At 39.0% G+C, this 22,946-nt stretch carries 14 protein-coding genes; 8 read left to right on the top strand and 6 right to left on the bottom strand.

All coding sequences use genetic code 11. The features are described from left to right. Window positions 1-209: 209 nt before the first annotated feature. From alkB to JI723_RS10255, 3 genes are all read left to right on the top strand, one after another. Window positions 210-842: a DNA oxidative demethylase AlkB gene (alkB, locus tag JI723_RS10265; RefSeq protein WP_319066082.1), complete on the top strand. Its 633-nt coding sequence runs from the start codon at window positions 210-212 to the stop codon at window positions 840-842. A 124-nt stretch (window positions 843-966) separates the two neighbouring features. After that, window positions 967-1,992, top strand: a complete 1,026-nt coding sequence (locus JI723_RS10260) for a threonine aldolase family protein (protein WP_272579848.1) — start codon at window positions 967-969, stop codon at window positions 1,990-1,992. Window positions 1,993-2,263: 271 nt separating this feature from the next. Beyond that, the gene (locus JI723_RS10255) at window positions 2,264-2,728 is read left to right on the top strand and encodes a YaiI/YqxD family protein (RefSeq protein ID WP_140186486.1); all 465 of its coding nucleotides are present in this window, start codon (window positions 2,264-2,266) and stop codon (window positions 2,726-2,728) included. Between the two features lie 64 nt (window positions 2,729-2,792). Here the strand turns inward: JI723_RS10255 and JI723_RS10250 are convergent, their stop codons facing one another. The 4 genes from JI723_RS10250 to JI723_RS10235 form a co-directional block, all read right to left on the bottom strand. Beyond that, on the bottom strand, window positions 2,793-3,356 hold the full coding sequence (locus JI723_RS10250) for a class I SAM-dependent methyltransferase (protein ID WP_140180033.1): 564 nt from the start codon (window positions 3,354-3,356) through the stop codon (window positions 2,793-2,795). Window positions 3,357-3,894: 538 nt separating this feature from the next. After that, on the bottom strand, window positions 3,895-5,193 hold the full coding sequence (locus JI723_RS10245; protein ID WP_140186488.1) for an MFS transporter: 1,299 nt from the start codon (window positions 5,191-5,193) through the stop codon (window positions 3,895-3,897). An 85-nt stretch (window positions 5,194-5,278) separates the two neighbouring features. After that, complete coding sequence (locus tag JI723_RS10240) at window positions 5,279-6,394, bottom strand: M20 family metallopeptidase (protein WP_140186490.1); 1,116 nt, start codon at window positions 6,392-6,394, stop codon at window positions 5,279-5,281. 617 nt (window positions 6,395-7,011) lie between these two features. After that, the gene (locus JI723_RS10235) at window positions 7,012-7,470 is read right to left on the bottom strand and encodes a GNAT family N-acetyltransferase (RefSeq protein ID WP_319066088.1); all 459 of its coding nucleotides are present in this window, start codon (window positions 7,468-7,470) and stop codon (window positions 7,012-7,014) included. 211 nt (window positions 7,471-7,681) lie between these two features. Between JI723_RS10235 and JI723_RS10230 the strand changes: the two genes are divergently transcribed. Genes JI723_RS10230 through JI723_RS10215 form a run of 4 tightly spaced genes read left to right on the top strand, consistent with a single transcriptional unit; the run spans window position 7,682 to window position 17,782 of the window. Next, the gene (locus JI723_RS10230; protein ID WP_319066090.1) at window positions 7,682-9,517 is read left to right on the top strand and encodes an AAA family ATPase; all 1,836 of its coding nucleotides are present in this window, start codon (window positions 7,682-7,684) and stop codon (window positions 9,515-9,517) included. Between the two features lie 6 nt (window positions 9,518-9,523). Further along, entirely contained in the window at window positions 9,524-10,156 is a 633-nt protein-coding gene (locus JI723_RS10225; protein ID WP_319066092.1) for a 4Fe-4S single cluster domain-containing protein, read from the top strand. Window positions 10,157-10,173: 17 nt separating this feature from the next. After that, window positions 10,174-16,413, top strand: a complete 6,240-nt coding sequence (locus JI723_RS10220; protein ID WP_319066093.1) for an AAA domain-containing protein — start codon at window positions 10,174-10,176, stop codon at window positions 16,411-16,413. 7 nt (window positions 16,414-16,420) lie between these two features. Next, a complete protein-coding gene (locus JI723_RS10215; RefSeq protein ID WP_272579855.1) occupies window positions 16,421-17,782 on the top strand; it encodes a hypothetical protein in 1,362 nt (453 codons plus the stop codon). Window positions 17,783-17,846: 64 nt separating this feature from the next. Here the strand turns inward: JI723_RS10215 and JI723_RS10210 are convergent, their stop codons facing one another. Next, the gene (locus JI723_RS10210) at window positions 17,847-20,933 is read right to left on the bottom strand and encodes an efflux RND transporter permease subunit (protein WP_272579856.1); all 3,087 of its coding nucleotides are present in this window, start codon (window positions 20,931-20,933) and stop codon (window positions 17,847-17,849) included. Then, window positions 20,930-22,021 (bottom strand): efflux RND transporter periplasmic adaptor subunit, encoded by a 1,092-nt coding sequence (locus JI723_RS10205; protein ID WP_272579857.1) that lies wholly within the window; start codon window positions 22,019-22,021, stop codon window positions 20,930-20,932. The genes JI723_RS10210 and JI723_RS10205 overlap by 4 nt, the downstream gene beginning before the upstream one ends. 201 nt (window positions 22,022-22,222) lie before the next feature. Here JI723_RS10205 and JI723_RS10200 point away from each other — a divergent pair, with 201 nt between their 5' ends. Next, window positions 22,223-22,870, top strand: coding sequence for a LysE family transporter (locus tag JI723_RS10200; protein WP_070928014.1), 648 nt, complete (start codon window positions 22,223-22,225; stop codon window positions 22,868-22,870). The last annotated feature ends 76 nt before the right edge of the window (window positions 22,871-22,946 follow it).

The following is a 22,946-nucleotide window of genomic DNA, read 5'->3' as shown; positions in this document are numbered from 1 at the left end:
AATAATATTCTAGCACTGTCCTTATTTAATCAAAAACAGATTTATTTATGGGTGAAAATCTAGTAAATCGAATGATATTTGAAATTATTAACTATTTATATAGTCACATTGGAAAATAATAATTTTCACATGAATGTATAATGGCATCTGTCAAAAAACGTCATGATGTTTAACACTATTGCACGGATTTTAATTTTCTTGGAGTTGGTATGTTGTTTTCAGATGAAGAAAATACTTTGCTAATGGCTGAAGATGCTTGGTTATTGAAAGGGTATCTATTAGGGAATGGGCAAGAACTGCTCGCTGCATTAGAGCAGGTAATACAACAGTCTCCATTTCGACATATGCTAACACCCGGTGGTTATTCAATGTCAGCATCAATGACTAATTGTGGATCTTGGGGCTGGGTGAGCGATCTCAATGGGTATCGCTATCAAATGGATGATCCTATCACTCAATCACCATGGCCAAAAATGCCGGCTATTTTCTTTGAATTGGCACAACAAGCCGCTAATAGTGTTGGATTTGAGCATTTCTCTCCTGATGCTTGTTTGGTGAATCGCTATGGCGTTGGGGCTAAATTGTCTTTGCATCAAGATAAAGATGAAACTGATTTTTCACAGCCAATCGTTTCATTTTCTTTAGGTTTACCAGCAATGTTTGAATTCGGTGGCTTGACCAGAGATGCACCGAAAAAAGTATTTTTATTAGAGCATGGTGATGTTGTTGTTTGGGGAGGAAAATCACGCTTAAATTACCATGGAATACGTAGCATAAAAGCAGGTAGCCACCCAGTATTGGGGGAATGCCGTATTAACCTGACTTTCCGGCGCAGCCAGTAACATCCTTCTAATCGTTATTAAAACATCCTACGAAAAATTAAAAATAACAATATCAATCGATTGATTGAAGATGGGGCAGTATTCGAATATAAATAATAATCTATATTAATTAGTAGGAATAGTAATGTATAGCTTTCAAAATGATTATAACGAAATAGCACACCCAAGGGTTATGCAAGTATTAAACGATTTAGTCGGAAAACGTTTTGACGGGTATAGCACGGATAAATATACACAGCAAATCACAGATAACATCAAGAAAAGGATCGGCCGCAACGATGCGGATCTCCACTTTTTTAATGGTGGGACAATCACTAATCTAACTGCGATTTCTCATGTGCTTCGCCCACATCAAGCTGTAATTGCAGTCGACTCGGGTCATATTGCAACTCATGAGACAGGAGCCATTGAAGCAACTGGGCATAAAGTGATTACAGTGAGTTCTGGATCAGGAAAATTAGAGCCGAAGCATATCCAAGCGATTTTGTCAGAGCATACTGATGAACATTCCGTTCAAGCTAAATTGGTTTACATCAGCAACTCAACGGAAATTGGTACCGTTTACCGTAAACAAGAGTTACAAGCACTGAAAGCGGAATGTAATAAACATGGGTTATTACTGTTTATGGACGGTGCGCGCCTTGCATCTGGTTTAATGTCGAAAGAAAGTGATTTGACGATCGAAGATATTGCACAGCTTACCGATATGTTTTACATCGGCGGTACTAAAATTGGTGCGTTTGCCGCAGAGGTATTGGTTATCTTACATCCTGCATTAAAATCTGATTTTCGTTTTTCTATCAAGCAGAAAGGGGCATTACAAGCCAAAGGTTGGTTATTAGCCGCGCAGTTTGATGCACTTTTTACCGATGATTTATTTTTTGAATTAGGGAAATATGTTAATGATAAAGCCCAACAGTTGGTGAGCTTATTCGAACAAAAAGGATTTAGTTTCCTTGCTCCACCTGAGTCAAATCAAATTTTTGTGATCCTTCCTGATGAATTAGCTAAAAAATTAATGGCGCACTATGCACTACGCAAAATTTGTGAGCCAGATGATGGGCTAAGCTGTTTACGTCTGTGTACTTCATGGTCAACGACTCAGCAAGATGTTGATAAGTTTATTTCTACATTTAAGCAATTACTGTAGTTCGTGATAGCACAGTAATAAACTGTGCTATCAATGATGACTTCTCTCATCGTTAATGAAAGAAGTCATTTAGATATTAAAACATGATTTGTGAGTGAGAAAGAAGTAGTTTAAGCTATTGTGATCTTATTGATAATAAAGAATTTACACTGAATGCTAGCTTTCAATCAGTTTTTATTTTAGTGATGGAAAAAATAGCTTAAAATCAAGAGCAATCAAATTGTTATTATTCAGTGGTAAAACACGATTTTAATTGTTATGGAGTAACTTGATGTTTATTTGGGTTGATGCGGATGCTTGTCCAAAAGTCATCAAAGAGGTTTTGTATCGGGCGGCTGATCGCGAAGAAGTTCAGATAACATTCGTTGCTAATCAGCGTTTAAGTGTACCGCCATCGGCTTTTTTACGTACCCTACAAGTGCCCGCTGGGTTTGATGTTGCAGATAATGAAATTGTACGTCGTGCACAGAAGGGGGACTTGGTCGTCACTGCGGATATTCCTTTGGCCGCTGAGGTGATGGAAAAAGGGGCGATCGCCTTGAATCCGCGAGGGGAACGTTATAATGAAGCGACTATTCGAGAACGTTTAACAATAAGAGATTTTATGGATACGATGAGGGCGAGTGGTGTTCAAACGGGTGGACCCGCAAGTTTAAATCAACGAGATCGCCAACAATTTGCCAATGAATTAGATAAATGGTTATTGCAACGAAGGAAAACCTTATCTGCACAATAAAAGATTGATGTCACCTTAAAATCCACTTTAAGGTGACATTGTATATTTATTCATGGTTTAACTCTTAATCTAACTTAGGCTTACAAGTATAGACCCAAGCGGGTGGAACATTAAGGTAAACCCTTTCTTTGGTAAAATGAAAGTAACGTGAAAACATAGATTCACAACCTTTTGTATATTGAAACAATATCAGACTGCCATTATTTTTCAGTAATCGTTCTCGGGTATTTTTCAGGATCTTCATACCTGTTTTCTTGCTTAATGAACGAAAAGGGAGCCCTGAAATAACAATGTCATAGTCCCCGAATAAATATTCTGCTGAACGATGATGTACGGTTATTCGGTGCTCATCTATTTGATTGAGGATCTTAATGAAATCGTTATTAATTTCATAGAGATCTAAACTGGCTAATGAAGACATACGTTGTAAAATATATTGACTAATAACGCCGTTGCCTGCGCCAATTTCCACTATTTTATAGCTATTTTTCCAATCTATATTATTGAGAATATTATTGCATAGCCAAGGTGAAGAGGGTAATAACGTTCCCATTTTAGTTGGCGAAGCAATAAAATTTTTCATATACAATGGGTAGTGATTAAATTGGTAAAAAAAAGATAGTTTCATTTTGCGTACCTTAATGAGAGGCGCTTTTGTTTATACCGATAGACCACATTCACTACAGAATTTCGCATTCTTATTTAAAATAGATTGGCATTGCCTACATTGTATTAGGGGTTGTTCTGATCTGTTAACATCCCAGTTTTGATATTCATATTGTCCATGATGCCTACCGTGTTTAGCGTAACCGCCATGTTTAGAATAGCGATTATAGTTGGAGTAACGTGATTTTCTATTGAAGCCAAATAACCAACTGAGAAATGACATGGTCTAATCCTCCTGCGTTTAATTTAATGATAGTATAAACCTTGGATATAACACTAAGCGCAATAGATTAATGCCATAATTACAATTAATTACATTGATAATGGTTTTAATAACAAAAACTGAAGATAATATTTAAATTTATAATAAAAATCATTTATAAGACTGGAAGAATATATTAAATGATATCTTGTTTTAATTGCGGTGAGAGTGAAATGGGGATTCTAAATAGATGTTGTAATTCTATACTTCTCAACATCTATTTAAATAATCATTAAAGTTAAACTTTTCGTTGGCTAAACATAATCACAGAAGCAATTAATAGTAATACTGTCATTAAAATTAAGCCATAAGTGAGTGAGCCTGTGGTTTGTTTGATCCACCCTAAGACATAAGGACTTAAAAAGCCACCAAATAACCCAATGGTATTGATCATAGCTATACCACCAGCAGCGGCAGTTCCCTGCATATATTTAGACGGGATAGACCAAAAGATGGTATAAGCTGTCCAGACTAATGCTGTTGCAATAATTAGCAATAATATCGCCAGAAAAAAATTGCTCATATAGTTAGAGGCAAATAAAGCAAGGCCCGCAACGAGAGCAGGGATAGCAACATGCAAACGGCGTTCTTGGCGTATATCCGATGATTTGGATAAGATCACCATGCTGAATAAGGCTGCAATATAGGGCAGAGCTGAATATAAACCAATATCAATCAGATCAGTAATGCCATGTGACTGCAAAATAGTTGGTAACCAGAAACTGATCGCATAAATACCACACATAATACAAAAGTATAGAATAGCTAATGCATAGGTAAGTGGTGTTTTAATGGCAGTTAAAAACGATGCATGGTTGATAACGCTTTGCTGTTTTTGGGAGATTGAAGAGGCAAGTTCTTGTTTTTCTTCTTTGGTTAACCAACTAGCTTGCTCTGGTTTATCTATAATATAGAACCAAGCCCAAATACCAAGAAGAACGCACGGTAAGCCTTCCAACATGAACATCCATTGCCAACCTTGTAATCCATTGACACCATGAAAGTGAGTCATTAACCATGTTGATAACGGGCCACAAATAATGCTGCCAATTGGGGCTGCTAACATAAGTAATGCCATTGCAGATGCCATACGTTGAACTGGAAACCATAATGTCAGATAGAAAATCACACCAGGGAAGAAGCCAGCTTCAAAAACACCAAGTAAAAAACGTAATATATAAAACATTGTTGGAGAAGAGACAAACATCATGGACGCAGATGTTAGCCCCCATAAGATCATAATACGGACAAACGTTCTTTTTGCGCCGATCTTAGTTAAATACAGATTACTTGGTATTTCAAACAGTACATAACCAAGAAAGAAGATCCCTGCACCTAAACCATATGCAGCATCACTAAGGTTGATCGCATCCTGCATCTGTAACTTAGCGAAGCCCATATTAATGCGGTCAATATAAGCAAACATATAGCACAGCGCTAAAAAAGGCAGTAAACGCCAATATAACTTATTGTAGGTTTTGTCAGAAATAGCGCCCTGACTGGTAATAGTTTCGACTTCTACTGTATTTTGGTACATGTAACGACTCCTCGTTTATTTTACTTATGTTGACTAAAGAATTGGAGTACGTACTGCGCATTGATGATTGCTATTTACCCATTCTTCAAGCTGAAGCCCAATCAGAAATAATTTTGCTATACAGTGTCTTAGCTGCCTCCATTTTAACGATAGAGCAATATTCATCCGTTTGATGTGCTTGTTCAGGTTCACCCGGACCTAATACAATGCAAGGGGGATTACCTAATGCGGGAACTAATAACGAAGCATCGGTAAAATAAGGCATTGTTTTTGCTTCTAAAGGTTGTTGGTGTAGGGCTTGGCAATGTTGATAAACTTGACGAACCCAAGTGTGCTTTTCATCGGTTAACACGGCAGGTAAATCAACCAATGTGGTTAATACAGCGCTTTCCCCTAAAAGAGCGGCCAGCTGCTGCGATATTTGCTGATGTGGTAAGTTGGGGACACTGCGAATATCCATATCGAAATGAACATAATCAGGGACAGAGTTAATATTCTCGCCACCTTGAATTCGACTTACATTCATAGTGGGTGAAGACATTAAAGGGTGAGGAGCACCAAGGGAATGATCTTTTATTTTGCCTAAGGCATCAACGGCTAAATAAATGGCATTGATCCCTAAAGAAGGCATAGAGCCATGAGCCGTTTTGCCTTTAAGAGCACAGCGTAACCATAAAGCACCTTTATGGCCGATAATAGGATAATTATTCGTTGGCTCGCCCACAATTAAGGCGCCGGGTTCAGGAACATGTTCTTCAGCTAGCAGTGCTTTTGCGCCATCACAACCCGTTTCTTCACCACCGGTTAAATAAAGCACTACCCCTGTACTGTTACGCAAAGCGGCTTGCTGCTGTATACAGGCAATGATAAACGCAGCTATAGAAGCCTTCATATCGCTGACTCCGCGTCCATAGAGCTTGTCTCCGTGAATATCGTGACCAAATGGGTCAAACTTCCAAGGTGTTTTGCCTAAAGGAACGGTGTCGATATGTCCAGTAAAACCCAATGGTTTACCAGCCTTTGAACCTGAGATCCACGCGAGAAGATTCATGCGTTGTTCACCAAATGAATGAAGTTTCGTTTCAAAACCTTTGTGCTTCAAATAATCCGCAAGAAACTGCATACATTCGGCTTCATTGCCGGGGGGATTAATAGTATTAAAACTGAGTAATTTTTGCGTTAAAGATAATGTTGAATTCATAGAGCTTCCTTATTTAATCTTTACTCTAGATAATTCGAAGTACAGCTAGGCAAAAAGTAAACAAGTCACTAGGCGCATACATAAGGATATGACTAGTGCGAGTGAACATCGTTAATGCAGCAACTTGAAGTATCACGAGTAAACTATTAACAGCCCCTAGTACTTAAATAATAAAATAGAGGCGCGACTAAACATCCATACTGAACAAGGATAAATAGCTGATATAAATTTATTTTTTGATAAAAAATGGCATAACAACCGATAATGCTGATGGATATAATTAATTAACAATCTGATAACACTATAAGGGATATATTATTGAAATTGCAATTACTTAATATCTTTAATGATATTCATTCGATATAAATAAATTTTCTGGATTATTATATTTAGTGTTTTCGATGGTAGAAATAGCTTCAACTACCATGATAGTTGAGCTGGAAAACAACATACTAATAAATGGTTGAGAGTGTTATTAATTCAATATGCTAACTTTATATAAATTAGCAGCACATTTCGAAGGTTATTTTTAGATGAAAAATTATAAAAGTGATACTTAATCATATTATCTAACATGATCTCACATTACTTTTTTTTATTCGGCCAGTTAAATTTATTTACTGTTTATATATATCTGGCCGAACAATTTGCCAAACAAAATTCTCTTGCTTAACTGGGCGATAACCGACTTTTTCGTAAAGCCAAGAAGCGGTCGAAGTTACTAACATAATACGTCGTAAACGCTGAGTAACAGGGTGCTGTTGGCAACATTCAACTAACCAACGACTCAATTTATGATTACGCCATTCTTCTACAATATATACATCGCATAAATAACCAAATGTTGCGTAATCAGTCACTAACCTCGCAAATCCAATTTGCTTATCATCTTTAAATAATCCGAAACATAAACTATTGGTAATAGATAACTGCACAGTTTCACGGGAAATACCCGCAGCCCAAGTCGAATGAGTTAAAAACTGATGAATGGCTGTAATATCCATGTTGTGTGGATTAGTCGTGATAGAACAGTTGGATAACGTTGGATGCAAATAGGTTTCAAATGAAGGGGACATCTCGGCTCACTTATTCAATATTAGGGTAAATTAAGGCGATTGATTGCTTATAAATTACAATGGAATATAGAAATATTAAACACAAAGATGAATGAATAACCAAATGTAATGAGAATGTTCAGATTATTGGTTGTTGTTATAGATAAATGCGCTATTTATCGAACATTTACGGTAAACTTGAATAAAATGCTCATGTAAGGTAAAGGATGTCATGGAAACTGCTTTTCAAAAACCACGTTGGTTACGCGATTTACTGAGATTTATACCATTAAAAAGCCAATTTGTATTATTTGGCAACGTTCGTGATCTTCAGGCAAGCGAAGTTGCTCCTAATGTGGTGACACCATTACCGTTTAATCAATCCTTATTTAATAGTTTATTTGAGGCTGGCTACGCACATATTATTACCTATACCCCTTTATTGGGGTTCCAATGGGTGGCTAACCCAGCCAAACAGGTTGAGGCAGGGATGGCACTCATGCAAAAACTGGGGTTAACACCCACTGAAGGGTATTCCGCAGGAGGAATAGATATCCTCAATCAAGTGCTGGATAAATGGGTAAATTGTACTGAACAGCCGATAGCACTTTGCATTGATTTCGCCTCATGTTTAATTTCCCACCGCGCTAATTTGACGCCAGCAGAGCACAGTTTATTTACTCGAGCTTTAGTGGTATCCCATCAAGCAAAAGCACGTCCAGCAGGCGAAAAAAATCAACCTTATTTTAATAGCTTATTTTGGATTGTGGAAAAGGAAACGGATTTACCTGATTGGTTCTTAGTCAACAATCCACGAGTGCGCGCTATTTCGGTGGCTAAGCCAGATAGCCAAGTTCGCCGACAACTCGCGCCAAGTTTATTGTCTTCGCTAGCAAACTTTAGCGATATAGAGGAAAGCGAAAAACAGCGTTTACTTAATGATTTTATCGATGAAACTGAAGGTCTACTGCTACTTGATTTAACTGCGATCATTCAGCTTGCGCGCATTGAGCAAGTTGACGCTGTGCGTATTAGTGATGCTGTACGTCGCTATAAAGTAGGTATTACCGAAGATCCATGGAAAAAAATCGATAAACAAAAAATTCGTCATGCACCACAAATGATCCAACGCAGGGTTAAAGGGCAACAGCATGCAGTCACCCATTTACTCGATATTATCAAACGCGCGATGACAGGGGTTGGTGGTCATAAAGGCGGCCGTCCTAGAGGGGTTGTCTTTTTGGCGGGACCAACTGGTGTTGGTAAAACGGAATTAGCCAAAACAGTAACTCAACTGCTATTTGGCGATGAGAGTGCTTATATTCGTTTTGATATGTCAGAGTTTAGTGCCGAACATGCAGATCAACGTTTGATTGGTGCTCCTCCTGGTTACGTAGGCTATGATTCAGGTGGCGAATTAACCAATGCCATCAGAGAAAAACCTTTTAGTGTTGTGCTATTTGATGAGATTGAAAAGGCACATCCTCACCTAATGGATAAGTTTTTACAAATTATTGATGATGGTGTTTTAACTTCAGGGCGGGGAGATCGCGTTTATTTCTCTGAATCTCTGATCATCTTTACTTCCAACCTCGGTATTTATCGTTTAGATGCTAATGGGGAACGCGTTGCTAATGTGCAACCCCATGAACCATTTGAAACAGTGACTCGCAATGTAAAAAATGAGATTGAGCGACATTTCAAATTAGTGCTTAACCGGCCTGAATTATTAAACCGTATCGGTGAAAATATCATTGTTTTTGATTTTATTCGCCCAGATGTGGCAGAGCAAATCTTTGAACAAATGGTTGATAACATTCTATTAGATCTGGAAAAACAGTCATTAAACATTGTTATTTCCCAACAGGCAAAAGAGAGACTAAAAACACGTTGTTTAGCTGATTTATCGAATGGTGGGCGCGGTATACGCAATCAATTAGAAGCATATTTAATTAATCCATTATCACGAGCCATTTTTGACAGCGAATTGGTGGAGAATAGCGCTTATCAAATAACAGATATAGAGATAGGTGAATCAACGCGTATATTACTGCAACCGATGGCGTAATAATAAATGACAAAAATCAGTCTTTCACGAGTTCATTTTCCTGTCACGACTTTGGGGCCCGGTCAACGTATTGGCTTATGGGTTCAAGGCTGCTCTATACATTGCAAAGGATGTATGTCACCGGACACTTGGCATCGGCGAGAAAATGGTATTGATATTACGGTTTTGATGCAGCAATTAAAACCATGGTTACAAGAGGCGGATGGGATCACCATTTCAGGTGGAGAACCATTTGAGCAACGAGATGCTTTGCAATGTTTATTAACAGAACTACGGCAAGATTTTCAGGGTGACATTTTAGTTTATAGCGGTTATGAATGGGATGATATTCATCAAGACATTTTAGATATGAATGGGTTGATTGATGCGTTAATCACAGGACCATATCAAGAAAGCGCGCCACAAACATTGGCATTGAGAGGAAGTGATAACCAACAGTTGCATTGTCTCACATCATTGGGAAAACAACGTTTCTCTCAATACGATACTCAGTTAATAGATTCTCATAAAGCGCTTGATCTCGCCGTAGATGAAACAGGTCGTATTTTTTTACTGGGGATCCCCCAGCGCCATGACATGTCCTATTTACAATCATGGCTTGAACAAAAAGAACAACCTTTAAAACAACTTAAAAAATAAGTGGATCGGAATAGCGGATGACCATGATACGTTTTTGCCCTCATTGCCAGACAAAACGCCCATTAACGGAGATTTTTTGTGAGGGGCAAATTAATCATCAACCTTGTGGTTGGGATCTTACTCTTGAAACCATTCAGGATGAAAGTTGGCAACCGCCATTACAGCAAAGCGAAGTTACCGGCGATCACATTTCAGCGGGCGATAAGGTTGTCGATGTATCGACATCAGACGCGATAGTTTGCGTCAATGGTCATCCAATGGACCCCAGTGATCTTATTTGCCTACAATGCGGTGCTGATGCAGCGTTATCCAATGATAGTCGCGAGCAGCAACAAGAGATAACTTCTCACCGATATATAGATGACTGGCGTCTAGATCAACGTATTAATGAAATTGATAGCGCGCGTGAGCGTTACACTGTCACAAATAAGCTGACAGGGCAAGTTGGTGTATTAACGCTGTACCAAAAGGGGGAAGAGCCTGATCCGGCGATTTACCAAGTACTCAAACTCATTCCCACTGAGCATGTGCCACAGTTTTATGAAACAGGGCGATGGGAAAATAGAGCATGGCATGTCACTGAACAGTTAACCGGTGGCTCACTTAGCCAATTTATCCAACAAGGGGATTTTTGGCGGCCTGATGAAATTCCTAAATTAGTTGAAGAGCTGGGAACTGCATTAGCCACATTTGCTGAACATGGATTACGTCATCGTGCTTTAAGGCCTTCTAACCTATTAATACGCAGTCGTGAACCACTCGATATTGTTATTATAGAATATGGTTCAGCAAGCTTGTCTGAATTTGATCTTGATATCGTCTCACCATTAGATATTTCACGTTATACCGCTCCAGAAACCTTAGCAGGAGGGGTTTGCGCCGCATCAGATTGGTGGAGCTTAGGGATTATTTTGCTGGAGCAATTAACCCGTGGAAAATGTTTTGATCATATCCATGATAATGCATTTCTGATTCATGTCATGACGAATGGTATTGAGCTCCCTAGTGAATTGGATGACCGTACTCAACTCTTATTACGTGGTTTATTAAATAGAGATCGCTTTTCACGTTGGCAGTGGCCTCAAGTTTCAGCTTGGTTACAAGGTCGTCCTGTCCAAGCTCCTGAATTGCTCAATAGCGACATACAGCAACAAGTACATAACTTGTCATTCGCAGGATACCAATTCAGTCATCCAGAAACATTTGCGTTGGTTGCAGCGGAACAAGCGCATTGGGACGATGCGATTGACTTGTTAACCCGTGGAGAAATCACGTCATGGTTAAGTAAATTTGACCAAATGGGCAGTGTATTAGGGCAATTACAGCGTTTAATGAATAATACAGAAATTATTCCTGACCTAAAATTGGCCTTAGCGCTACGGATTTTGAATCCAAATATTCCGTTTGTTTTTCAAGGTGAAATTATCACGCCAGCATGGCTACTAGACAACCCAATGTTGGGTTACCAATTAATTAGTGAGCCATTAGCAAATCAACTTCAAGCGATAGACGAGCAACATTGGCTGGTTCAACTTTTTCATCGTCAATGTAGGATCCGCCTGCGCGCAGAACAACAGCAAATCCCACTCAATGAAGAAAGCTTAAAACTCTATTTATTAATTAGTTCTACCAGCCAGTTAATGGCGCGTTGGGATATTTTTCATCAGCAATTCCCTGATACACATAACGACAGCTTAAGGGTACTCATTGGTAAACAAAAGCCACAAGAAGATGATTATATTTTACTACTCAGTGCTGATATTGGGCAGTTTATAGCGGTAGACACTATTATAAGTGATGCGGCTAAATTGGCTACACAATATGATATTGCCCATTTTGACCATGAAGTGGCTAAGCAGCAGTTGCTTTTACCACGTAATGAGCTATTTCAATTATTAGCAGAACGATTAGATGGTTTTAAACGACTCGGTGTAATGGATATTGATCAGTGGGCTGACACTTTTTTATTAACGCGTCGCTTGCCACTCCCGCAGGTTTTGCTGATGTTAGCCGTCCCAATTGAGCAATGGCAAGTTCCAGAATCACAGAAGTATATCCTTGAAGTTCTTGGCTTTTTCGCACAAAAACTCACCTCTGTTACCCAACGTGGTAACCTTGTCCGTATGCGTTTAACGGCTACAGCCGGTCGGGTTGACCTTACTGAGTGCACGAGCTCACACCAAGGTGCTGATAAGCTATTAGAGCATTTAATTAATCGGAAAAGCCGTGCAATCACGATTGATAGTGATTTGTTGTTACAGCGTAAAGGCGTTAATTCACGTTTGTGGGCATTGCAATCAGATACGCAATTGTACCAAAGAGACACCGGTATCAATGGCATGTATTTAGGTTTTCCATTTTTACTCCTGAATACCCAACCCAATAAAATCAAACCACGTATTGCGCCATTATTTTTATGGCCCGTATCTATTTTATCTTCTGAATTACAACGAGGACCTGTCCAACTCGCTTTTGATAATGATAGAGCAGCGGTCCGCATTAACCCAGCGCTGGCTAATTTTGTTGGGATCCCCGCAGTGAGTGAATGGCAAGACGCGTTAGATAATATTCTTTCGCAAGCCGCCTTAAGTGTTGAAGAAACAATGACAATGCTCAATGGGCTTTTGCCCGTGAGAGAATTTAATTTATCACCATTACCCTCTATTACTGAAAATGTACCCGAAAACAGTGCACAAATTATTTGCTCGGCGGTGTTGTTCCATACTTCATTTATTGGGCAAGCCATCAGCAGTGATTTGCAATTAATTACTTCACAAAGTATTAATCAAACAGCACTAGCCACCATGCTCAACCTCAATGAGCAACAAAGTATAGATGGGGCACGACAGGAACAAACTAAAGACCAATACTTTTTATCACTGCCAGATCCGTCTCAGGAGGCGGTAGTACAGGCTGCTCGCCAAGGAACCGGACTATTAATTGAAGGCCCTCCGGGAACAGGGAAAAGCCAAACGATTGTCAACTTAATTGCTGATGCTATTGGTCGTCAGAAAACGGCATTAGTTATCTGTCAAAAGCCCGCTGCATTAGAGGTGGTTTATAAACGCTTAGTTGCTAGTGGATTGGCAGATCGTGTATTAATGATTAATCAAAATCAGAAATCACGAGAAGTTATTCAGGCAGTTCGAGAACAACTTGAACAATTATGGGTTAAATTGGCAACCGAGTTACACGATGATGATTGGCGCAATCAACGTCGGCAAGTTAATCAAACACTTGAACAGTGTGAAAATACGCTTGATGAATATTATCAGGCAATGTATACCGATGATGACCAATTAAAATTGTCATATAAAGAGGTATTATCAGGGTTATTGGTTGCTGATAAAGCCGAACGTTATTTGCTGGATATTGATCAAATACAATCTGTTTTAGTCTTACAAAACAAAAACAGTATCACTCAATTTATCAATGATATTAATATTCATGCCCCTAACTGGTTTGCATTAAATTATGAGCAAAGTCCATTGAATGGAATAGCGCAATTTAACCTTGATGATCCAGAATACCGCTTGTTTGAGCAGACTTTTCCATTGTTTATCGCGGCAGAAACTCAGCGTTTAAGCACTGAGAGTGGCATTGAACATCAAATAAATATAGAGCTATTGCTAGATCATCGAACAACTTACCAGCAGTGCAAACAACAGTTTGCTTTATTGACCCCCGATCAATGGCACGACTTTTCGCAGTGGCTAACCTTGTTTTTAAATGAGCAGGGTAAACAAACCATTGGTGCTACGGTGATAGAGCAATTAATACAGCTAAATAACCGCTTAAGCAGCATTGATACCACAGGAACAGAATCTCATTATTTTTCGCTATTGGCATCATTGGATAATTTAACATTATCTCAGCTGTCACGTGCTATTTCGGAGAAATTACACGGCTCATTTCTACGTTTTTTAAATCCTTTCTATTACAGTCGAAAAAACAAACTCGCTCAATTCGTTGCTTCCAGTGGAATGAACAGTAGTGTTATTAAGTTTGATTGTTTATTAAAAACGATTAATACCGAGCAACAATGGCGCCTGTTATATCAAGAACTATTACCTATCTTCCATCAATTACACATTGAGCCACTAAATCCAGCGATACAGTTATGGCAGAAAACCCTCAGCTCGCTAATTGAACAGCTTCGACAAGTTGAACAAAATGCGGCCACTTTGGCAAATTATCCACAACCAGAACATTTTTTATCGGCCATTGTTCAACTGCAACGACTTGGATTTATGCAGCAATGCCGCGAAGTAGAAGCGGCTATCGACAAAGCGGAAGCAAGGCAAAACAGCTTAGCTATTTTGGATAGGCTAAAACCTGTATTAACAGTAACTTATTGGCAACAATTTAAAGATGCTATTATGACGGGGAACTCATTAGCGACAGCTATTGAACAGTTAAAAAAAGCGTTACCTGAGCTAGCTCGATTTCAAAAATTTAGGGCTGAAACCGCGCATTTTTCACCAGCAAATTGGCAAATATTGGCTTTGTTACGACCGTTGATTGAGGCTGATCACTCTTCTCATTGGGTAAGTAAATTAGCCAATACGGTTAAACATGCCTTTTTGTTATCGGCTAAAAATAAAATTGAAACCCGATCACCCGTACTTTCTTTAGATAATAATCAAGTCACAGAACAGATTGCTCAACTCGCTGAATTGCAAAATCAATTACAACGGCATAATAAGCAAGCGTTAACTCTCAATATTGATACATTAATGTTAGCTAGCCGCCGTGAATGGGAAGCAATTACACGTCTAACAGGACCGAGAGCTAGGCGTCTTCGTGAATTTATTAGTGAAGGATGTGAGCTTGGATTAATGCAATTGCGTCCAGTTTGGTTGATGACACCGGATGTAGCAAGTCAGATTCTACCACTTAAAGCAGGTCTGTTTGACAGTGTCATTTATGATGAAGCATCACAAATGCCGATTGAATATGCATTACCAACCTTATTTAGAGGAAAGCAGGCGATTGTCAGTGGTGATGAAAAACAGATGCCACCATCAAAATTTTTTAGTGGAAAACTCACCGATGATGATGAACATGATGAAGATGAAGATCAACAAGAGCAAGCGGATGAGCAGTGGAATTACCGACAAATTAGCGATTGTCCTGATCTGTTGCATCTAGCACGTACGGTATTACCCGTATATTCTCTCGATATTCACTATCGTTCAGTCTACCGTGAATTGATTAACTTCTCTAACTACGCATTCTATGAAAATCGGTTGAATATCCCAGCCCAACACTCCACGAAAATCGTGAATGATGTTAAACCATTAAGATTGATCACCGTTAATGGTACTTATGTTAATCAAAGTAATGAAGATGAAGCAAAAGCAGTTGTAGAGCACTTATCTCAAATTTGGTTGCGCCCATTTAATGAAAGACCTTCTATTGGTGTGGTCACCTTTAACCAAAAACAGGCTCAATTGATTAATCAACATATTCGAGCTAAAGCGCTAGTGGACGAGCAATTTCATCAAGCCTACAGTGAAGAAGCTCAACGCCAAACCAACGATGAAGATATGTCATTTTTTGTGAAAAATGTCGAAAACGTCCAAGGTGATGAGCGTGATGTGATTTTATTTTCCACCACGTTTGGGCGTAATCAACAAGGAACATTTAGGCGTAATTTTGGTGTATTAGGGCAAACTGGAGGCGAACGGCGTTTAAATGTCGCGATCACTCGGGCGCGTCAACAAGTGGTGATCATGTCATCAATGCCAATCGATGAAATTTCAGATTTACTCACGACATATCGGAAACCTGAGATCCCACGTGATTATTTACAAGGCTATTTAGCTTACGCTAAAAACTTGAGTGACCCATTAATGCAAGCAGAAAACAGTAAATTGCTCAATCGAATGTGTTATACGCAAGCGGCACAAACGCAACCCGAAGTAGAGATTGATGCATTTGTTGGATCCGTCACCCAATTTATTCGTTCTCAAGGTTGGAAAATTGCACCTACAGAGCAAGTAGGGGTATTTTATTTTGATTGTTTAATTGAAAATGAAGCCACTGGGCAATTTTTATTGGGGGTAGAATGCGATATGCCACACCATATGTTATTGCAGCGTGCGCGTTCACGAGAACTCTGGCGAGAAGGGGTATTAAAACGTATTGTAGTGGCTCGCCATCGTGTCTCGCTGAGAGAATGGTATTACGAGCGAGAAAAGGCACAACAACAACTTGTTGCAGCAATTCATCAAGCATCATTAATGATTAAATAGGTTAAATATGAGCTCCGCGGTTTATCAAATTTCAGTACGAGAAAGGCATGAAATCCTTTGCCAACGTCAACTTGCAGTCATGAATCGGGTATTTAAACAATGGCAAAAGCTCAACGAACAGCAACATAACAAAGATGCAAAAACCGATCAATTCATCGCAGCGCATCGAAAGTTAGTGGAACATAGCCAACGATTATATCGACTCAAATCGAGAGAACTCATTTCATTTAATCAAAAAATGGAGAGTTTTATTGCAAGTCTTAACGGTGAAATGCGTCAAATTCGTGAGCAAGTGATTGAAGAACAAGCCGCGCAAGCTCGTAGTCAATTTCATCGACAACGCAACCTTGTAGGGTTGATTACGCTACTACAACAGCAAGCTCCTAATGAAACCGCGTTAATGACTGAGTTGCAACGAGCAAGTTCATTAGATCAAGAACAGTTAGCCAATCTAACTTTCCGTGCAATTTCATTAATTGAAAATCTCGCACGGATTCCTTCAACGCATCAAAGTGAGTTACTTAAACAATTAAAAGCTCAGTCCGATAGCAAGAACGTATTTTGGCACAGTAGAGTTCCACAAACCCCGTTTTCTATGCAGTGTGAACAGATTGCTTTGATGATTGAAAAAGTAAAGATTTTAGCAGGAGAACAACAAGTTATAGGCTATTCAGAGACGTTAGCTGAAATTGAATTAATGCCTGAAGGTACCCAGCGCCATGTTCGCGCGGACTCATTGATCATGACGATCGCCGCACAGCTACATGACAGTCAAAAACGTATTGAACTGATGGAACGGTTAGAACAAGTTAGTGATGAGCTCAATAGCTTTAACAGCACAGAATTCACCTTACTCAGCCAGCAAGCTAGTCAATTATCATCAAGCGCTTCAATTATGCAAATTGAGCAACTGATCATACAAATAGAAGCCGCCATAGCGCAATTAGAACAACAAATTGTCACTCAAGCTCAGCGTACCATCGTCCTTGAAGGGCTTAGCAAATTAGGTTATGAAGTGCGTGATAGTTCTGTTGCCTCATGGCTAGCAAATGGCCAAGTGGTGGTGACTCATCCGGCTACGCCTGGCTATGGTTTGGAGCTTGGAGGGAAACAAACTCGTTTTCAAGCACGTACTGTTGCATTTTCTTCGCAGCGCGATACCCAACGTGATCATGATGTTGATGCTATTTGGTGTCATCAACATCAACAACTACAAGATATTATTGCGAAGTCAGATGCTGAGCTCACATTAGATAGAGCCTTACCTGCGGGCAGTAGTGAAATGAAAGTGATAGAAACCACAAATCAAGAAAATGAGCAGGCTCATAGGGTCATTGAACAAACCCAATATAGAACATTAAATAAATAGACTTAGAAATTATTTGTTTTACTAATTATTTAAATAAAAAGGGCAATTAAGCCCTTTTTATTTATTACCAATGTTTTACATCACGATCTGCTTTTGTTACGGATGTAAACTTCGCTAGTAGCGGCAATAGTTTCTTTTTTAGGTCATCAATAAAGCTATAAATGACGGGGACAAATAATAAACTCAATACCGTAGAGCTTAATAACCCACCAATGACAGCAACAGCCATTGGTGCTCTAAAGCCTGCATCAGCACCTGTCGTTAATACTAATGGTATCATTCCTGCGATCATGGCAAATGTTGTCATAATAATAGGGCGGATCCGTTCTTGACCGGCTTCGACAATTGCTAATTCACGGCTTAAGCCCGAACGCTCTTTTTCTAAGATAAATTCGACTAATAATATTGAGTTTTTAGTCACGATCCCCATTAACATCAAAATACCGATAATCACCGGTAAATCAATCATGGCACCATATAACACTAAAGCAATAATCGCACCGCCAATGGAAAAGGGTAATGCAGCTAAAATAGTAATAGGCTGCATGAAATCCTTAAATAAAATAATTAAGATGGCAAAAACGAGTAAAATACTAAATAGCATTGTGGTACTAAAACGATTGAACATGTCATTCATATATTCCATATCGCCATATTCTAATTGAGTCACACTCGTTGGTAGAGCGTTGTATTCGGGTAATGCCATGACACTTTCTAACGCTTCACCCAAGGTTAATCCCTCTAAGTTACCCTCAATTGACATTTTTCTGGAGCGATTGATACGGTCAATCTGTGATGGGCCATCGCTAAAATCAATATTTGCTATCGACTTTATAGGAATATTTTGTTGTTGGTTATTGCGTACATAAAGATTATTCAAAACGTTGACATCATCTTTCTGGTAATCGGGTAATATCACCTGTAAGGCTAATTGGCGTTCCGGTAAGTTAAATTTCGCACTTCGTGAATTAGCTTCTCCCATTGTAGCAACACGCAAAGTATTGGCGATTTCATCGACATTAACGGCGGTACGGCCAAGATCGCGAGTAATTGGTTTAACGATTAGCTCTTTACGCAATAATGGCTTAACCACGCGAACATTATTAATGCCTTTTATCTTAGCAATACTGTCACGCAATATATGCATTTGATGTTCTAGTTCTTGTGGGTCTGTACCTGTAAAGGTGAGTGAAAACTCTTTATTGCCATCACTATTACTGAAAGTGTAACGAGCGTCAGGGCTTTGCTGAAGTAAATGTGCAATCGAGTTTTCGAATTGTTTTTGTGACATTTCCCTTTCATCGGGTTCAGTTAACGTTAAAATTAATTGGCCTTTATGTTGAGCGATACCCTCAGCATCGTCGCTGATCCCTGCAATAGTGTAGATAGATTTAATCTCTTCTCGCTGGTGTAATAATGATGCCATATGAATAATAGCTTGCTGTGTTTCTTCGACAGGTGTACCTGGAGGTAATTCAACCTCAATTTGGCTAACGCTAATATCACCTTCAGGCATAAAACCAGCAGGTAAATAAGCGACTGTTGAAACAGAACCCACTAAGAACATCAGTGCCAATGAAAGTGCTAATTTACGGTGCTTTAAGGTAGCCAATAACAACTTTGTATAGTTCACAATCCACTGTGGTGTCGTGTGTTCTGTAATAGTTCTTTTGCTGGGTAATAGCAAATATGCAGCCATTAATGGCGTAACCAACCGAGCCACTAATAAAGAGGACAATACGGCGGCAGAAACGGTGATACCAAAGGGAACAAAATATTTACCGACGAAACCACCAATAAAGCTAACCGGTAAAAATACGGCAACAATCGTTAATGTAATAGCAACAATGGCAAAACCAATCGCATCTGATGCTTTTAATGCCGCTAAATAAGGGCGTTCTCCGCGCTCAATATATTTTTGAATATTTTCAATTTCAACAATAGCATCATCGACTAAAATACCAATCACTAACGTTAAAGCTAATAAGGTAATACTATTTAATGTATAACCAAATAGCGCCAGTATAAAAAAGGTGGGTAATATTGATAGAGGCAGAGCCACTGCGGCCACTAAGGTGGCTCGCCAACTCTTTAAAAAGAAGAAAACGATGATGACCGTTAAGAATGCACCTTCTAATAGCGTTTGGATAGTTAAATGATAACTGGATTCGGTATATTTGACGGTTGAAGAAACCAGCTGAATCTCAATATCAGGATGTTTTTGTTTTAACTCTGCAATTGCGTTATCTACACCTGCTGCGACTACGGTATCACTCGAATCTTTCGCACGAAAAACCGCAAAACCAACTACATCGGCCCCATTTAATTGGGAAAAAGTTTTCGAGGTTTTTTGTCCATGATAAATGGTCGCAATTTCATCAAGTTTAATCCATTGTTGTTCACCAACAGGTAACTGGATATTTTTGATTTCATCGATATTATTCTTTTCGCCTAACACACGGATGGTGTGTTGTAATGCGTTATATTTAGATGAGCCACCTGCTGAATTTTGATGCACACTGCGCAGTAATTCATTAAGGCTAACAATTGAAAGCTGTAATGCAGCTAGTTTATTTGCATCAGGCTCAACACGTATAACACTTTCTGCACCACCTAAACGGCTAACTTTTTGTACGCCGGGGATCATAATAAGTTGTTTGCTAATTGTATCATCAACAAACCAAGACAAATCGGCAATTGACTGACTATCCGATGCAACGGCATAACGTAAAATTGCCCCTCCTTCGACATCAATACGATTAATTAACGGTTCATCGATAGTTTGTGGTAAATCACTTCTAATTTGCGAAATTTGTTCGCGAATATCGTTGGTCGCAATATATGAATCAATATTTAAATCAAATTCAACGGTAGTGGTTGAAACACCTTCAGTAATAGTAGATGAAATATGACGAATACCTGGAATACCAGAAACGGCACGTTCAACTTGTTTGGTAACCGCATTTTCAAGTTCGGTGGGTGATGAGCCATCTTGAGTAACGGTTACGGTGACAATTGGAAAGTTAATGACAGGATTTGCAGTCACGGGTAAATTAATAAATGAAAATATACCTGCGATGGTCAGCGCCAAAAAAATGACAATAGTCGGGATAGGGCGAGTTATCGCCCAAGACGATAGCTGTAATTTCATGGCTTAGCCCTTACTGGTGTAACCGTATCATTCTCTGTTAAAAACGCTTGCGCATTGGTCACAACATCAAGGTCAGCGAGTAATGGTGAAAGGATTTCAATATCTCCAGCCTGTATTCTACCAACAGTGACTTTCTGCGATTTCACGACATTGTTATCGACAGTGAAAATAACCCGTTCGCCATTATCAAGCGTTCTAATCGCACTGTAAGGCAAAGTAGTTTGCATTTTTGCTGCATTACTGACCGTCATTACACCTGACTCACCAATTTGAATATGTGGTTTGTCGGAGTCTAATGAAACGCGTATTTTCCCTAGCTGCGATATACTGTCTAATTTAGGTGAGATATAGCGTATTTTCCCTGAAAACTGCTGTTTATCTGAGGTTGTTAATACAATTGTCTCAACTGACGATAAGCGTTTTAACTCTGAGGCATGCGCCAGTGCTTCAAATTCTATGTCATCGTTTTCAATGATTTTAAATAGCAATTGATTATCAGATAACATACCGCGTATCGCATGGCGTTCACTGATCACCCCCGCGACAGGAGCAATAATTCGCGATTTATCTTGCTGGCTCTGTTCTTTCATAAGCTGTGCCTGCAATTGACGTAATTCTGCTTTGCTAGCTTCAAGCATAGCCGATTGGGCTAATGCTTCTGATTTGGCTTTTTCAAAATCATTAGCTGAAATAACACCAGAGCGTGCCAAGGGTTTTAAGCGAGCAAGTTCTTTTTGTGACTGTTCTGATAAGGCTTTTTGCTGCCTAATATAAGCACTTGCTTTTTCAGTCTCTGCTTGCAATTGTTTGACCGCGGCGCTTTGCACTGGTGACTCTAAAGTTGCAAGTAATTGACCTTTTTCAACCGATTCACCTTCTTCAACAAACACATCAATGACCATTTGTTGCTGTAGTGGTGAACCAATTGCTATTTCATTTTTTGCCACAAATTTACCGGGCAAAGAAAGTGTGTCTACATATTGAGTTTTTTGTGGTTGAGTGACACTCAAACGCATATTTTCTGCATTAGATATTGGTGAAATAAATAAAAAAAAAAGTAAAGATGAAGTAGTAATAAAACGTCTCATAAATACATATGTTCCCTGAGTAGCATTGCCGGTAACATAATGAAACGTAGTGCTGATTACCATAAACCAAAGTTAAACCTTAATTTTTCGTTAAGCTTGTGAAGTCAGAAAAGAAAAGTAATTTACGCTTGAGTTATAGTGTTAAACATTATGATAAGTTTCAGGTGAATTATAACTTTCTAATTAATAGGTGGCTAACGTATGGATCCTCTACATAGCATTATTGTCACGTTGTTCTTGTTTATATTGACATTTCTTAACCCTGGAGCGAATTTGTTTGTCGTTGTACAAACCACATTGAGTTCGGGGAAGCGGGCAGGTTTAACGTGTGGCTATGGTGTTGTGTTAGGTAATGCCATTTATTCAGGATTAGGGCTATTTGGCTTAGTGGCTTTAATGACACAATTTGGTGAATTCTTTTCTATTATTAAAATTTTAGGTGGGGCTTATTTACTTTATTATGCTATCTCGACTTTTCGTAATAAAACACAGCTCAATTTAAATACAGATAGCGAAACCGAAAAATTGCACACTATTATTTATTTTAGGCGAGGGTTAATTTCTGATTTATCGAACCCACAAACTATTCTGTTTTTTATCAGTATTTTTTCAACAACGCTAAATGCAGATACCCCGCTGTGGACAAAAATCGTGATCTGGCTAGGTATTGTGACGGCGTCACTTATTTGGCGCATTATTTTGTGCCAAACCTTTTCTTTATCATCAGTAAGGCGAACCTACTCACGGATCCATAAAATCGTTGGAAAAGTAGTAGGGGTGATACTTGGGGGATTGGCCTCAAGATTAATTATCCAAGGTATAGATGAGCTGATTTATCGCAAAATATGATCACGACTATGGATGGCGTAGTCTTTAGTTTATTACTGGTAGCGGGTGTTGTGGGACTGTAACCGCTATATGCATG

Origin of the sequence: Providencia manganoxydans (assembly GCF_016618195.1) — a bacterium.
Classification (GTDB): domain Bacteria; phylum Pseudomonadota; class Gammaproteobacteria; order Enterobacterales; family Enterobacteriaceae; genus Providencia; species Providencia manganoxydans.
The sequence above is the reverse complement of the archived record's forward strand: the minus strand, read 5'-3'. Positions and strand labels throughout refer to the sequence as shown.